12 protein-coding genes and 1 tRNA gene are annotated in these 14,867 nt (G+C 72.7%); 9 read left to right on the forward strand and 4 right to left on the reverse strand.

Going from position 1 to position 14,867, the window contains the following annotated elements:
* Nucleotides 1–6 precede the first annotated feature (6 nt).
* Complete coding sequence (locus AC060K_RS06255) at nt 7–636, forward strand: DnaJ family domain-containing protein (protein ID WP_483764565.1); 630 nt, start codon at nt 7–9, stop codon at nt 634–636.
* Nucleotides 637–641: 5 nt separating this feature from the next.
* On the opposite strand, the gene AC060K_RS06260 is transcribed toward AC060K_RS06255, so the two are convergent.
* Nucleotides 642–1,883 carry an alpha/beta hydrolase gene (locus AC060K_RS06260; protein WP_483764566.1) on the reverse strand — a complete coding sequence of 414 codons (1,242 nt, stop codon included), beginning with the start codon at nt 1,881–1,883 and terminating at the stop codon, nt 642–644.
* A 37-nt stretch (nt 1,884–1,920) separates the two neighbouring features.
* Nucleotides 1,921–2,775 (reverse strand): NAD(P)H-binding protein, encoded by an 855-nt coding sequence (locus AC060K_RS06265; protein ID WP_483764567.1) that lies wholly within the window; start codon nt 2,773–2,775, stop codon nt 1,921–1,923.
* A gap of 373 nt (nt 2,776–3,148) precedes the next feature.
* Here AC060K_RS06265 and AC060K_RS06270 point away from each other — a divergent pair, with 373 nt between their 5' ends.
* Nucleotides 3,149–3,970, forward strand: coding sequence for an alpha/beta fold hydrolase (locus AC060K_RS06270; RefSeq protein WP_483764568.1), 822 nt, complete (start codon nt 3,149–3,151; stop codon nt 3,968–3,970).
* Between the two features lie 27 nt (nt 3,971–3,997).
* On the opposite strand, the gene AC060K_RS06275 is transcribed toward AC060K_RS06270, so the two are convergent.
* Both AC060K_RS06275 and AC060K_RS06280 read right to left on the reverse strand, forming a co-directional pair.
* Entirely contained in the window at nt 3,998–4,843 is an 846-nt protein-coding gene (locus AC060K_RS06275; RefSeq protein ID WP_483764569.1) for a class I SAM-dependent methyltransferase, read from the reverse strand.
* A gap of 154 nt (nt 4,844–4,997) precedes the next feature.
* Nucleotides 4,998–5,084 (reverse strand) — tRNA-Leu (locus AC060K_RS06280).
* A 288-nt stretch (nt 5,085–5,372) separates the two neighbouring features.
* Between AC060K_RS06280 and AC060K_RS06285 the strand changes: the two genes are divergently transcribed.
* Genes AC060K_RS06285 through pknB form a run of 7 tightly spaced genes read left to right on the forward strand, consistent with a single transcriptional unit; the run spans nt 5,373 to nt 14,787 of the window.
* A complete protein-coding gene (locus AC060K_RS06285) occupies nt 5,373–6,089 on the forward strand; it encodes an FHA domain-containing protein (RefSeq protein ID WP_125775704.1) in 717 nt (238 codons plus the stop codon).
* A gap of 9 nt (nt 6,090–6,098) precedes the next feature.
* Complete coding sequence (locus AC060K_RS06290) at nt 6,099–6,602, forward strand: FHA domain-containing protein FhaB/FipA (protein WP_483764570.1); 504 nt, start codon at nt 6,099–6,101, stop codon at nt 6,600–6,602.
* 7 nt (nt 6,603–6,609) lie between these two features.
* Nucleotides 6,610–8,034 carry a PP2C family protein-serine/threonine phosphatase gene (locus AC060K_RS06295; RefSeq protein WP_483764571.1) on the forward strand — a complete coding sequence of 475 codons (1,425 nt, stop codon included), beginning with the start codon at nt 6,610–6,612 and terminating at the stop codon, nt 8,032–8,034.
* Nucleotides 8,031–9,659, forward strand: coding sequence for an FtsW/RodA/SpoVE family cell cycle protein (locus AC060K_RS06300; protein ID WP_483764572.1), 1,629 nt, complete (start codon nt 8,031–8,033; stop codon nt 9,657–9,659). The genes AC060K_RS06295 and AC060K_RS06300 overlap by 4 nt, the downstream gene beginning before the upstream one ends.
* A gap of 17 nt (nt 9,660–9,676) precedes the next feature.
* Nucleotides 9,677–11,161, forward strand: a complete 1,485-nt coding sequence (locus AC060K_RS06305) for a peptidoglycan D,D-transpeptidase FtsI family protein (RefSeq protein ID WP_483764573.1) — start codon at nt 9,677–9,679, stop codon at nt 11,159–11,161.
* Nucleotides 11,158–12,696: a serine/threonine-protein kinase gene (locus AC060K_RS06310; RefSeq protein WP_483764574.1), complete on the forward strand. Its 1,539-nt coding sequence runs from the start codon at nt 11,158–11,160 to the stop codon at nt 12,694–12,696. The genes AC060K_RS06305 and AC060K_RS06310 overlap by 4 nt, the downstream gene beginning before the upstream one ends.
* Nucleotides 12,697–14,787, forward strand: coding sequence for a Stk1 family PASTA domain-containing Ser/Thr kinase (gene pknB, locus AC060K_RS06315; RefSeq protein WP_483764575.1), 2,091 nt, complete (start codon nt 12,697–12,699; stop codon nt 14,785–14,787).
* Nucleotides 14,788–14,867: the final 80 nt, after the last annotated feature.

Below are 14,867 nucleotides of genomic sequence, written 5' to 3' on the forward strand. Positions count from 1 at the left end.
CACCACATGGACCGACGTCCCGGACCCGACGACGACCCCGCCCGCCGCGCCGCGCAGTACCGCGTGGACCGCGAGGCAGCCGACGACCGCGCCGACGGTGACGCGCCAGGCGCCGAGGAGGAACCGCCGCCCCGCCCGCGGATGGACGACCGGGCGCGCTTCGTCGACACCGTGATCGACCAGGCGATCCGCCGCGGGGAGTTCGACAACCTGCCGCTGCAGGGCAAGCCGATCCCCAGCCTCAAGAGCGGCGCGCACGACCCCGACTGGTGGCTCAAGAACCTCGTGGAGCGCGAGCAGATCACCGGCATCCTGCCCACGGGCCAGCTCCGCAAGGACGACGCCGAGCTCGACGACACCCTCGACCGCGAGGTCACGGAGGACCGGGTCCGCGAGCTGGTCCGCGAGTTCAACGCCCGCGTCGTCGACGCACGCCGTCAGCTCATGGGCGGCCCGCCGGTGGTCACCCCGACGCGCGACGTGGAGCAGGAGGTCGTCCGCTGGCGGGAGCGACGCACTGCCCGCCAGGAGGCCGCCCGGACCCGGCCCGACGCCCGCGGCGCGGCTCCCGTGCGGAAGGCACCCCGGGCGTCGTCGGGCACGGACGCGAAGAAGCCCTGGTGGAAGGTCTGGTGACCAGGTCAGCCCAGGTAGCCCCGGTACCAGCGCTCGAGCTCCCGCCAGACGACCTCGCGCACGGGGGCGGCGGACAGCGTGACGTCGTGCAGCGCGCCGTCGACCCGCACGAGCGTGGTGACCGACCCGAGGTTCGGGACGCGACGGGCGATGCCCGCCACGTCGAGCACCGTGTCGCTGCGCCGCATCTCCTCGCTCCACCGGATCGGCGGCGTGCTGCGCGCTGACAGCAGCACCAGCACCGGCACCTCGATCCCGAGACCGCGCGCGACCTGCTGGTGCCCGCGGAAGATCGCGGCCACCCAGCCGGAGGTGGGCCGCCAGCTCGCCGTGTCGGAGCGCCACCGCACGTCCAGGTTCCACTCCCCGTCCAGCTTGTCCGAGATGGTGCGGACGTAGAACCCGCGGTCGAGGAACAGCACGCCGCTGCGGGGCGCCAGCGCCGCCTGCGCGCCGATGCCGGGCTCGAGCACCCGCCGCCCCACCTCCCGCGTCTGGAACTCCAGCCAGGGCGAGTTGAGCACGAGCCCGGCCACCCGGTCCTGGTTCCGCGCCGTCCACAGGCTGAGGGTCAGCCCGCCGGTCGAGTGCCCCATCAGGAGCAGCCTGCGGTCGGTCCGCTCCCCCTCACCGTGCCCGATGGCCGCGAGCGCCGCCTCGATGTCCTCGTCGTACGTGCCGAGGTCGGTGACATAACCCGGCGTCTGGTGCTCGCGGAGGCTCCGCCCGTACTTGCGGAGGTCCAGCGCGTGGAACCGCACGCCCAGCCCCTCCCAGAAGTCGGCGGTGTGCGTCTGGAAGAAGTAGTCCTGCCAGCCGTGGACGTAGAGCAGGTCCACTCCTGCGTCGGGCACCTCCTCGGTGTCCGACGGCGGCGGGGCTGCCTCCGCGAGGCCCAGGGACTCGCGGAGCGCTCGCCAGAACCGGGCCGGAGCCGAGGGTGACGGCGCACCCGGGTCCTCCGCGGCGTCGTCGGGCGGGGGCTTGCGGACGGGACGGACCAGGGTGGCGACCACCTCGCCCTCCGCGTCCGGCTCGAGCCGCAGGGCGAGCTGCTCGTAGCCGGGGAGGAAGTCCGGGACCCAGCCCTCCTCCGGCTCGGGGGCCTGCTCGGGTGCGCCGGGCTCCAGGACGGGACCGGGTACGGGTGGGCCGGCGGGCGCGTGGCCAGGTGCGTCACCGTTCGCGTCGCTCGTGGCGACGAGGGGCTCCGCTCCCGGCGGGACTGGGGCGGGACGACTGCGCATGGGGCCGAAACTATCCCCTGCCGAGGCTGCCGGTGGGTCATCCACGGAGGCGTGCCCACTCTGCGGGGTAGTCGTCGAGCCAGGTGGCGAGGGACCGCGCCGGGCGCGCGGCGAGCCACTCCACGGTGGGGCTGACCCTCTCGAACACGCCCGAGGCCACCGCAGCGCAGCAGGACGCCCAGGCATCGCCGGTCTCGTCCGCCGGGGCGGGCTCCGGGTCGTAGGAGACGGGACGGCCCACCGCCTCGGTGAGCACGCGGGCGACGTCGTCCCCCGAGAGCGCCTCCGGGCCGGTGAGCTCGTAGACGGCCCGGTCGTGCGCGTGGACCCGCTCGTCGAGGAGCACCGCGGTGGCTGCGTCCGCGAGGTCGTCGTGGGAGACCGCCGCCACCCGGCCGCTGCCGGTGGGCGTACGCAGCACGCCGTCGTGCACCGCTTCCGTGAGGCGACGGTGCGGGACGGACGCGCGCAGGACGGTCCACGTCAGACCCGAGGAGCGGAGCCGCTCCTCGGCGCGCCACGCGTCGCGGGCCGTGCGCGAGACCGCGTCCGGTGACGCGCCCACCTCGGAGACGAGGACCACGCGCCGCACGCCCGCGGCGATCGCCGCCTGGAGCGGGCGAACGGGGTCCGTCCGTGCCGGGACCAGGAACAGGGTGTCCGCGCCGGCGAACGCCGCCGTCAGAACCTCAGGGGGAGCGCCCTCGGGGCGGACCACCACGGACGTCCGGGGCAGCGGGCTGCCGTCGGTCAGGTGCGGCGTACGGCGCACGTCGTGCAGGATCAGCCGCTGCTGCGCGCCCTCGGCGGCCAGACGGAAGGCAAGGCGCGTGCCGAGCCGGCCACCGGCTCCGGTGACGACGACCAGGCGGTCCGCCGAGCTTGCCTCCATGACCCCACGCTAGGCCCGGCGACGTCGGGCGGCCCGGCGGGCGCGGAAGAGCCCGCGGGGCGGAGGTGCACCTCCCGCCGTGCTGGACAAGGCACGGCACCCGCGGGCTCCGGTGGTCGCGAGGTACTCGCTACCCGTCCCGTCCGCCCTGTGCAGGGCGTTCAACGCCTACGCGTCGCGCGATGGTCAGCGCGCGACCACCTCATGGGTCCGAAGAACCTTCATGTCTTCGATCACCTCCCTTCTCATGTGCCACCGAACCTACGCGCGTCGACGCGGGCCGCCAAGGTCTTTTTCCGAGGGCGAACCGATGACTCCGCGGCGCTCCTCGGGTCCACCCGGTAGACGAGCGGACCCGATCCGAGGAGAGCCCATGCCCACGACCACCGACGCGACCACCCGCTCGGCCGACGGCACCACCATCGCGTACGACGTCACCGGCACGGGAACGGGAGTCGTGGTGGTCGACGGCGAGCTGTGCCACCGGCTCCCGGGCATGCTCGCGCTCGCGGGGCTCGCCGACGGGTTGCAGGTGGTCCGCTACGACCGGCGGGGCCGGGGCGCCAGCTCCGACACCCCGCCGTACGCCGTCGAGCGCGAGGTCGAGGACGTCCACGCGGTCCTGGCAGCCACCGCCCCGGGGGGAGCGGTGCTGCTCGGCCTCTCGTCAGGCGCGTTCCTCGCCCTGCGTGCGGCCGCGGACCTGGGACCGCGCCTCGTCCGGGCCGTCGTCGCGTACGCACCGCCCCACGACGTGGCCGACCTGGCTCCGGCGGAGCTGCGGCACGTCTGCGACGTGGAGGAACGCGTCGCCGCCGGCGACCCCGGGGGCGCCGTCGAGGTCTTCCTCGACCTCCTGGGAATGCCGCGCCGGTACGTCGCGGGCATGCGCCGGTCACCGAGCTGGGGACGGCTCGAGGCCATCGCCCCCACCATCGGCTACGACGGCCGGGTCCTGGCCGCGATCACCGCGGGCCCGCGCCCGCTCGCCGCCCGCTGGTCGGAGATCACCCAGCCCGTCCTCGTGGCGGACGGCGGCGCGAGCCCCGCCGTGCTGGGCGCGGCCGCGGCGTCGCTCGCCGCGGTCCTCCCCCGGGCGCACCGGGTCACCCTGCCAGGCCAGGGGCGCGACGCCGACCCCGCCGTCCTCGGGCCCGTCCTGGCCGCGTTCGTGGCTGGCGTGGTGGCCGGCTAGGCCGGCTTGCGAGCCGTTTGCCGGCCGCTAGGCCGGCTTGCGGGCCGTCACCAGGATGCGCGGCGCCTCGTCGGCCAGCTCGTGCCCCGCCGCAAACCGGAGATGCAGTGCCCGCAGACCGGCCTCGTACCGGGCGACGGCGGCCGGGGTGAGGTGCGCCAGGCCCGGGACCAGCCACGGGGCGACCCGCAGGTACCAGAGCACCGTCGCGAGGTCCTTGAAGGTCCGGGCTCCGGCGTGCTCCTTCGCCTCGACGATCTCGAGGCCGGAGTCGACGAGGCTGTCCGCGATCACGTCCACCGTCACGTCGTCCGGGTCCCACGGCAGCGGGAGGCCCAGCGCCTTGGCCACGCCGATGCCGTCCCTGCTGTCGATCTGCTCGGTGCAGAAGGTGCCGCCCGGTGCGAGGACGCGAGCCACCTCGACGGGGTCGAACGCACCGAACCGGCTGAGCACCACGGAGTAGCGGGCGTCGAAGAAGGGCAGCAGCACCTCGCCGGCGGAGGCCTGGACCTGTCGCACGTCCACGCCGAGCGGCTCGAGCCGGCGGCGGGCCGCCAGGAAGGTGTGGCCGCTCTCCGTCGCGGCGGAGCCGGCCGGCAGCGGCGCCAGCCCGGCGAACAGCTCGCCGTCGCCCGTGCCGACGTCGAGCACAGGACCGCCCGCACCGGTGACGAGGTCACGGGCCAGGGACGCGTAGTCCCACGGCGACGGGTCCTCGGTCAGCCGGCCGGCGACGGGGGTCGCCTCCAGCCCGTCGGGGAAGAGCGTGGCAGGGGTCGCGGGGGTCACCGGTGCGGTGCGGGCCCAGGCGATGTGATCCTCGAACGGCGCGTCCGGCGCCGGAGGTGGGGCGAGCGAGACGTCGAGCATGCAGGAGATTGTGACGTATACCGGGACCAACCGATGACAGGCCTGTTGGGCCCATCCCTGTCAGGCCCGCCCGACCCGGGAACGACAAGACCCCCGGCCGGATCACCCGGTCGGGGGTCTTGTCTGCTGGTAGCCCTGGCGGGGAACTACCTGCTGGTGCGCGAGGGGGGAGTTGAACCCCCACGCCCTTTCGGGCACACGGACCTGAACCGTGCGCGTCTGCCTATTCCGCCACTCGCGCGCTGCTGAAGGAGACTAGCACGGTCACGGGCCCGATCCCGAATCGGTATCCCGAGACGCGGAGCACACACCGGCTCGGTAGGTTCACCCCCGGTGGGGAGTTCTCCCGCGGGCAGGTGGTTCTGCGGCGTGGCGTGGCACGGTACCGTGCGAGTCCGCCCACTGTCGCCACCCGGAGGATTCGAGAAGATCTGCAGGACATCCACAGGATCAAGGCCTGTCGAGCCCCGCCGATCTATACGATCTAGGTAGTCTGCCATGCGACTGCAGACCACAGAAAGGAGGTGGCATGGGCGCCCTGGATCGCTTCGAGAAGAGCGTGGAGCGCATGATGAACAACGCGTTCGCCAAGGTAGGCCGTGGCGAGGTGAAGCCCGTCGAGCTGGCGAGCCGGCTCCGCAAGGAGCTGGACGACCGTGCCGCCGTCGTGGGGAGGGACCGCACGGTCGCGCCCAACGAGTACACGATCGAGCTGTCCCCGGACGACTTCGCGCAGATCGAGGCCTGGGGTGCACAGACCCTGGCGGACGAGCTCGCGCAGAACCTCACCGCGTACGCGGCCACGCAGCACTACGCCTTCGTGGGCCCCGTGAGCGTGACGTTCGACGAGAAGTACGAGCTGGTGCCCGGCCGATTCCAGGTACGCTCCCGCAGCGTGCAAGGGAATGTCGCGCCGGCCACGTCGGCGAGTCCGAGCGTCCGCCACCCGCTGATCGACATCGACGGCCAGCGCTATCTCCTCACGGGTCCCGTGACGGTGATCGGCCGGGACGCGGAGGCCGACATCGTCGTGGACGACCCGGGGGTCTCCCGTCGTCACCTCGAGATCCGGGTCACCCCGGACGGCGTGATCGCCACGGACCTCGGCTCCACCAACGGCTTGTACGTGGAGGGGCACCAGGTCCCCGCCGCGACGCTGCTCGACGGCAACACGCTCACCATCGGACGCACCAGGATCATGTTCTGGACTGGCCAGTCGGCAGGCGCCGAGAACGAGGAGTGGTGATCCACCCCCATGAACGAGCTCACGCTCACCCTGCTGCGGCTGGGTTACCTGGTGCTGCTGTGGGTGTTCGTGCTCTCGGCGGTGGCCGTCCTCCGGCGTGACCTCTCCGGTCCCCGGGCGCCGGCCACCCCCCGCCGACGGCAGCGTGCCGACGTGCCGGGTCCGGCGCCGGTCGGCATGCCCGCCCCGGCCGCCGCGCCGGCGCGTCCCGCACAGCGCAGCGGCCCCAGCCGCCTCGTCGTGGTCGCGGGCCCGCTGACCGGCACCACGATCCCGCTGACCTCGTCGGCGATCCTCATCGGTCGCGCTCCCAGCTGCACGCTGGTGCTCGACGACGACTACTCGTCGTCGCGCCACGCCCGCATCTTCCCGCAGGGCGGCCAGTGGTACGTCGAGGACCTCGGGTCCACGAACGGGACATTCATCGGAGAGCAGCCGATCCACGGTGTCGTTCCCCTCGCACCTGGGGTCGGCGTGCAGATCGGCCAGTCCGTCGTCGAGCTCCAGGGATGACCATCTCGTGACCGTGACCCTGCGCTTCGCCGCGCGCTCCGACGTCGGACTCGTCCGCTCCAACAACCAGGACTCGGCGTACGCCGGACCCAACCTCCTCGTCGTCGCGGACGGTATGGGTGGTCACGCGGGAGGCGACGTCGCCTCCGCGCTGACCGTGGCCGCGCTCGCGCCGCTCGACCGGCCCGACCACGGGCCCGAGCAGGCGCTGACCGACCTGGAACAGACGGTCGACCGGGCGCGGCAGGACCTCGTCCGCGCCACCGTGGCCAGCCCGGACCTCGCCGGGATGGGCACCACGGTCACGGCCCTCCTCCGCACCGGCAACACGCTCGCGATGGCCCACCTGGGTGACTCCCGGGCGTACCTGATGCGCGACGGCCTCCTGACCCAGGTCACCGTCGACCACACGTTCGTGCAGCACCTGGTCGACACCGGGCGCATCTCACCCGACGAGGCCGAGCACCACCCCCAGCGCAACGTCGTGATGCGGGTCCTCGGCGACTTCGACCTGGATCTCACGCCGGACATGTCCGTCCGGGAGGCTCGCCCGGGCGACCGGTGGATGCTCTGCTCGGACGGCCTCTCGGGCTTCGTCCCGCTGGAGCAGATCACCGAGATCCTCACGACCACTCCCGAGCCGTCCGACGCCGTGGAGCGGCTCGTGTCGCTCGCCATGCGCTCCGGCAGCACCGACAACATCACCGTGGTCGTCGCCGACGTCGTCGACGACCCCGAGGGAGCCGTCGCCGCCGAGGCCGGCCGCACGCCCCTCGTGGTGGGCTCCGCGGCTCTCGCCGGCGTGGGACACGGCACAAGCATCGACCCCAACGGTGGCGGCGTGACCCCCGCGGGAGCCCCCGCTGCCGCGGAGGGCACCGAGGCCGAAGCCCTGGGCGGCGGCGTGGCCGTCGCCGTCGCCGAGCGCGAGGACGCGAACGACCTCCAGGCCGACGTGGAGGGGGAGTCCGCAGCCGAGCCGGAGGCGGACGACGACGACGCGCGGCCCGCACCCAAGAAGCGCCCGTGGCTGACCGTGCTCGGCGTGCTCCTGCTGGTCGGGGGCCTGGGCGTGGCCGGCTGGGCGGGCTACCGGTGGACGCAGGGCCAGTACTACATCGGCGAGCACGACGGGCAGGTCGCCATCTTCCGGGGCATCCCGGCAACGGTGGGACCGGTCTCGCTCTCCACGCCGATCGAGCTGACGGGCACCCAGGTCTCCGACCTCCCCGCGTTCATCGCCAACAGCGTCGACAACACCATCCGTGCGTCGTCCCACGAGGACGCACGCAGCCGGGTCGAGCAGCTCGTCGCGAGCCAGGAGGAACCGGTGACGGAACCGTCCAGCAGCCCGACCCCGTCCGACGCCGCGAGCCCTGCCGCGTCGCCCGCGCCCGAGGTCTCCCCGAGTGCTCCGGGGCCGACCGGATGAGCGCCGTGACCATGGGTACCGCCCCGGGCCTGCTGCAGACGGACGAGCGCCGGCCCGGCCGTGCCGCGGAGGCGATGCTGCTGGTCGTCGCGATCGCGCTGTCGGCCGGAGCGCTGGCCATGGTGGGGATCACCATGGTGGACGAGCTGCCTCCCGGGTTCTGGGGGTACAGCCTCGGCCTCGCCGGGCTGTCGGTCGGCGCGCACCTCGTGCTGCGGTTCCGTGCGCCCTACGCGGACCAGGTGATCCTGCCCGCCGTCGTGCTGCTCAACGGGATCGGCCTCGCGACGATCCTGTCCCTGAACCTCACCGGCTCCCGCGCCATGAGGGATGCCGACCCGGGACGCCACTTCATGTGGATGTGCCTGAGCATGGTCGTCGCGCTCGCCGTCCTGTGGGTCGTCAACGACCACCGGAACCTGCGGCGGTACACGTACACGGCCATGATCGTGGGCATCGTGCTCGTCCTCCTGCCGCTGATGCCCGACCCCATCGGCATCGAGATCAACGGCGCCCGCATCTGGATCAACCTGTTCGGCTTCTCGCTGCAGCCCGCCGAGTTCGCCAAGATCGCGTTCGCCGTGTTCTTCGCCGGCTACCTGGTGACGAACCGCGACACGCTCGCGCTCGCCGGCCGCAAGGTGCTCGGTCTCCAGCTGCCCCGTGCCCGCGACCTGGGGCCCATCCTCATCGTCTGGGCCGTGTCGCTCGCCGTGCTCGTCTTCCAGCGCGACCTCGGTACCTCGCTGCTGTTCTTCGGCCTGTTCGTCGGCATGCTGTACCTCGCCACCGAGCGCGGGGCGTGGGTGATCCTCGGTCTGGGCATGTTCGCCGCCGGGGCGGTGCTGGCGTGGTCCACCTTCGGCCACGTCCAGGCGCGCGTGGACATCTGGCTCACGCCGTTCGAGAAGGAGATCTACGACCGCGACCCGGGCGGCTCCTTCCAGGTGGTCCAGGGCCTCTTCGGCCTGGCCAACGGCGGGCTCTTCGGCGCGGGCTGGGGCGAGGGCATGCCGCGCCTCATCCCGTACGCCTTCTCCGACTACATCTACGCGTCGCTCGGCGAGCAGATCGGCCTCACGGGCCTGCTCGGCATCCTGCTCGTGTACCTGCTGATCGTGGAGCGGGGCCTCCGCGCGGCGCTCGGCGTCCGCGACGGCTTCGGCAAGCTCCTGGCCGGTGGTCTCGCGTTCGTCATGGCGCTCCAGCTGTTCGTCGTGGTGGGCGGTATCACGCGTATCATCCCGCTGACCGGTCTCACCATGCCGTTCCTGGCGCAGGGCGGTTCGTCCTTCCTCGCGAACTGGATCGTCGTGGCGCTCCTGCTCCGGATGTCCGACGCCGCCCGGCGGCCCTCGGCCCTGCCGATGCGCGGCCAGCTCGCCGGACCTGCGCCCGTGACCGTCGGCCCCCAGGAGGCCGCGACCGGAGCCAACCCCACGACCAGCGCGCTGCCCGTCTCCGGCGGCGTCGTGCCCGTACCGGGGCCGTCGTCCGACCCGACCCCCGCCGTCGGCTCCAGCGAGGTGACGACCGTGATCCCGGCGCCCGGCGCCTCCGGCAGCGCCCACAGCGGGGCGACCCCCACGAACGACGGTCCGGCGCGAGAGGCAGGTGCCCGGTGAACACGACGCTGCGCCGCATGTCCACAGTGGTCATGGCCATGTTCCTCGCCCTGATGGTGTCCACCACGTGGATCCAGTTCGTCCAGGCCGAGAACCTCAACACCGACGGCCGGAACGTCCGCAAGATCTACGACCAGTACTGCAACGCACGGGGCCCGATCGTGGTGGAGGGCGAGCCGGTCGTCGCGTCGTCCCCGGTCGACGCGGCCTGCGGCTACCAGCGCGTCTACGCCGGCGGGGACCCGAACGTCGCGGCGATGTATGCGCCGCTGACCGGCTTCTACGCGATCAACGGTCAGATGGCCGGGCTGGAGCGCACGGAGGACTCGTTCCTGTCGGGCCAGGCGGACTCGCTCTGGCTGGACCGGCTGCAGAACCTCATCACCGGGACCGAGGTGCAGGGGTCGACGGTCGAGCTGACCATCAACCGCGCCGCTCAGCAGGCCGCGTGGGATGCTCTGGGCGACCGGCGTGGCGCTGTCGTGGCGATCGAACCGTCCACCGGCCGGATCCTCGCGATGGTCTCGAAGCCGTCGTTCGACCCGAACCCGCTGGCTGTGCACTCGTCGGCCGAGGTGAGCACCGCCTACACCGCGCTCCTCAACCAGCCGGTCCCGGTGGGCACCCTCGACGGCGAGGCGCGGAACAGCGCGTACGGCGTCCTGACCAACCGCGCCACCGAGGCCGTCTACCCGCCCGGGTCCACGTTCAAGCTCATCACCGCCGCGGCCGCGATCGAGAACGGCGGCTACCAGGCCGGCACGATGATCCCGGCCAAGGACTCCTACGCCTACCCGGGCAGCACAGCGACCATGGAGAACTTCGGTGGCACGAGCTGCTCGCGCAGCCAGGAGATGACGCTCCTCGACGCCATGCGGATCAGCTGCAACACCGCGTTCGCCGAGCTGGGCGTCGCACTGGGGCAGGATGCCATCCGCGAGCAGGCGGAGGCCTTCGGCTTCAACACCGACCTCGAGGTGCCGCTGGCCACCGCGGAGAGCGACTTCCCGCAGGACCTCTCCGACGCCGACCTGGCGAAGTCAGCGATCGGCCAGCAGAGCGTTCGTGCCACACCGCTCCAGATCGCCATGGTGTCCGCCGCGATCGCGAACAAGGGCGAGCTCATGGAGCCGTACCTGGTCGACCGGGTGCGCGACAGCGACACGGCCGTCATCGAGGAGGCGACGCCGCGGAGGCTCAAGACGTCGGTCTCGCCCGGCACGGCACAGGCCCTGACCGACATGATGCTCGCGGTCGTCAACGACGGCTCCGGCAAGGCGGCCCGCATCTCGGGCGTCCAGGTCGCGGGCAAGACCGGCACCGCTGAGGACTACCCGCGCCAGCCCACGCTCTGGTTCACCGCTTTTGCGCCTGCGGAGGCCCCGCAGGTCGCCGTGGCCGTGGTCCTCGAGAGCGAGGGCCAGTCCACCGACGAGACGACCGGGGGCCAGATGGCCGCGCCGATCGCCCGGCAGGTCATCGAGGCGGTGCTCGCGCCATGAGGCCGGTCGAGGGTCTGCGGCTCGGCGAGCGCTACCGTCTCGTGCGGCGACTGGCCATCGGCGGCATGGGCGAGGTCTGGGTGGCGGTCGACGACACGCTCCGCCGTGAGGTCGCCGTCAAGGTTCTCCGCGAGGAGTACACGGGCAACGAGGACTTCCTGCGTCGTCTCCGGACCGAGGCCCGCAACAGCTCCGCGCTCGTGCACCGCAACATCGCCCAGATGTACGACTACGGCGAGGAGCGGGGTGCCGGCTACCTCGTCATGGAGCTGGTCCTGGGCGAGCCGCTGGCCGACCTGCTCGAGCGCGAGCCCGTCCTCGCCCCGGCCCGCCTGCTGCCGATCCTGTCCCAGACGGCCCGCGGGCTGCACGCCGCGCACCTGGCCCAGGTGGTGCACCGGGACGTGAAGCCGGGCAACATCCTGCTGGAGCACTCCGGCACCGTGAAGATCACCGACTTCGGCGTCTCCGTGGCCAAGAACCAGGTGCCGATGACCGCGACGGGCATGGTCATGGGCACGGCCCAGTACCTCTCACCCGAGCAGGCGGTCGGCCAGCAGGCCACCGGCGCCTCCGACATCTACGCCCTCGGCGTGGTCGCCTACGAGGCGACAGCCGGACGGCGACCCTTCACCGGCCGCACGCCGGTCGACATCGCGATCGCGCACGTGAACTCCCCCGTGCCGCCACTCCCGTCGTCCGTGCACCCGGGCCTGTCGGAGCTCATTCTCCGCATGCTGGAGAAGGACCCCGCGCACCGCTTCCCGTCCGCCGAGGAGCTCGCGCGCATCCTGGACGCGCTGGCCGCGGAGATCGCCGCCGACCCGTTCGGGACCGCACGCTTCACCTCGCGGCGGGCTCGCCGCGAGGCGGCACCGGTCGCCGTCGCCTCGCCGCAGCCGGCCCTTCCCGGGCCCACGGCTCCCCCGGCCAGCGCCCCGCAGGAGCGTCCGCCGCACGCAGCACCGGCCCACGCGTCCCGCGCCAGTCACCACGCGCCCACCTTCGCCCCACGCCGGCCCCCGGTGCACGACGGCGGAGCCCACCCCGCGGCCCCGCCCGCCGACTTCGACCTCACGGACACCGGCACCGGCTACGTCCCGAGCGCCCTGGCGGCGACCAGCCCGCCGCGGGCCTACCCCTCGCGCCGCGACGTGCGCGCGACGACCCGGTCCGACATCCGGCGGGTCGAGCCGGCCGGGGCCGGCGGCGGCAGCCGGAACCGCTCCTCGTCGGGTGGTCGGCGGCCGGCCTCGTCCGAGATCGGCCGGCGGCTCGGCGCGCTCGGCCTCTCGTGGCCGCTCGTCGCCCTCGTGGGACTCCTCGTGGTGGTCCTCGTGGCGACCCTGGTGGCCAACGGCACCAGGGACGACACGTCGGACGACCGAGGTCTGGGTGCTCTCATGGTTCACTCTCGAACACCGGCTGATTTCCTGGCGTCCAGAACGGCCTCTGACGTCGCCGTCTCTGGGATGATGCTCCCTAACGAGCCGCGAGACGTCGATCTTGCGGCCACGACACCGAAGGACGTCTGAGTGGTGGACAACACGCCCCGGGTACTCGCCGGCCGATACGAGGTCGGCGAGCTCATCGGTCGTGGCGGAATGGCCGAGGTACACATCGGCCATGACACACGGCTCGGCCGTACGGTCGCGATCAAGGTCCTGCGATCGGACCTCGCTCGCGATCCGTCCTTCCTCGCGCGGTTCCGGCGGGAGGCGCAGGCGGCCGCCTCGCTCAACCACCCGGCGATCGTCGCGGTCTACGACACGGGCGAGGACATCCACACGGACTCGCAGGGCGGGGAGGTCCACGTCCCGTTCATCGTCATGGAGTACGTCGAGGGCCACACGGTCCGCGACATCCTCCATGACGGCGCGGCCGTGCCCATCGAGGAGGCGGTCGAGATCACCGTGGGCGTGCTCACGGCCCTCGAGTACTCGCACCACGCCGGCATCGTCCACCGCGACATCAAGCCTGCGAACGTGATGATCACGCCCACGGGCGCCGTCAAGGTGATGGACTTCGGCATCGCCCGGGCCGTCGCCGACTCCGCGGCCACCATGACCCAGACGCACGCGGTGATCGGGACGGCGCAGTACCTGTCGCCCGAGCAGGCCCGCGGGGAGCAGGTCGACGCCCGCTCCGACCTGTACTCGACCGGCTGCCTGCTCTTCGAGCTGCTCACCGGCCGCCCGCCCTTCCAGGGCGACTCGCCGGTCGCGGTGGCGTACCAGCACGTGGGCCAGGCGCCGCAGCGCCCGTCGGAGATCGCTACCGACGTCCCCGACGTGCTCGACCGGATCACGCTCCAGGCGCTCACCAAGGACCGCGACCACCGCTACTCCTCCGCGGCGGAGTTCCGCAGCGACCTGGAGGCTGCGATGCGTGGTGGGCACGTCGTCGCGCCGATGCTCGGAGCGGGTGCCGCCGGTGCGGCCACCACCGTCATGATGGGTGGCCCGGCGGGCCAGTTCCCGCCTTACGGCGGCGCGGCCGCCACGCAGGTCATGGCCCCCATGGGACAGCAGGGCGCCGCCCCGGCGGCGTGGGGAGCCCCGGTCGGTCCGACGACGCCTGGGAGCGGCTTCCCGGGCCCCGGCGGCCCGGGGCGCCGGGAGCCTCAGCGCCCGGAGACCGACAACAAGAAGACGCTCCTGTGGACGCTGGTGGCGGTGGCGGCTACTGCGCTCGTCGCGATCCTGATCTTCTGGCTGCTCAACCGGGACGGCGGCGACAGGGTGCAGGTCCCCGCGGTGGCCGCCGGGCTCAGCGTCGAGGAGGCGCAGAAGATCGTCGAGGATGCGGGCTTCGAGTTCGCGTCCGAGGTCGATCCGGAGGCTACCGGGGAGGTGGGTCAGACGACCGGCGAGACCGATCCGCCCGCCGGTACCGCCGCCCTGCCCAGCAGCATCGTCACCGTCTACACGGTGGGCCAGGCCGGTCAGCAGACCATCCCGAACCTCGAGGGCCAGACCCAGGAGCAGGCGCGAGCCGCGCTGCAGGAGCTCGGGTTCACGGTCGCCTCCACCGTCACCGCCGAGAACCACGCGGCGATCGCCAAGGACCTCGTGGTCCGGACCGACCCCGAGAAGGGGGCCACGGTCTCGACGGACACGCCCGTGCAGCTCGTGGTGTCGTCCGGCCGGGTCACCCTGCCCGACCTGGTCGGCAAGTCACAGGCGGAGGCGGAGCAGACCCTCACGGGCCTGGGCCTCAACTTCCGCGTCGAGACCGAGGAGAGCGACGAGGAGCCCGGCACGGTGATCCGGCAGGAGCCGGAGTCCGGTGACGTGGCTCAGCGGTCCTCCGTCACGATCGTCGTGGCGAAGGAGCGCGAGGTCGAGACCACCAGCGTGCCCAACCTGGTCGACATGAAGGTGGACAGGGCCCAGGAGACCTTGAACCAGAACGCGCTGAACCCGGGCGCGATCACCTACGAGGAGAGCACCAAGCCGGTCAACACGGTCCTGCGCCAGAACCCGGCGCCGGGTACTGAGGTCGACGAGGGCTCGACGGTCGACCTGGTCGTCTCGCTCGGCCCGGACGGCGACGAGCCTTCGCCTTCCCCGACGCCGTCCGGTAGTGGCAACGGAGGCGGTAACGGCGGCGGGATCCTGCCGTAGAGCCGGCCTGACGACGACGAAGCGGGCGTCCCCTCGGGGGGACGCCCGCTTCGTCGTTCTCGGGGTCGGGCAGGGCCGGG

Source organism: Antribacter sp. NEAU-D49, assembly GCF_057158775.1.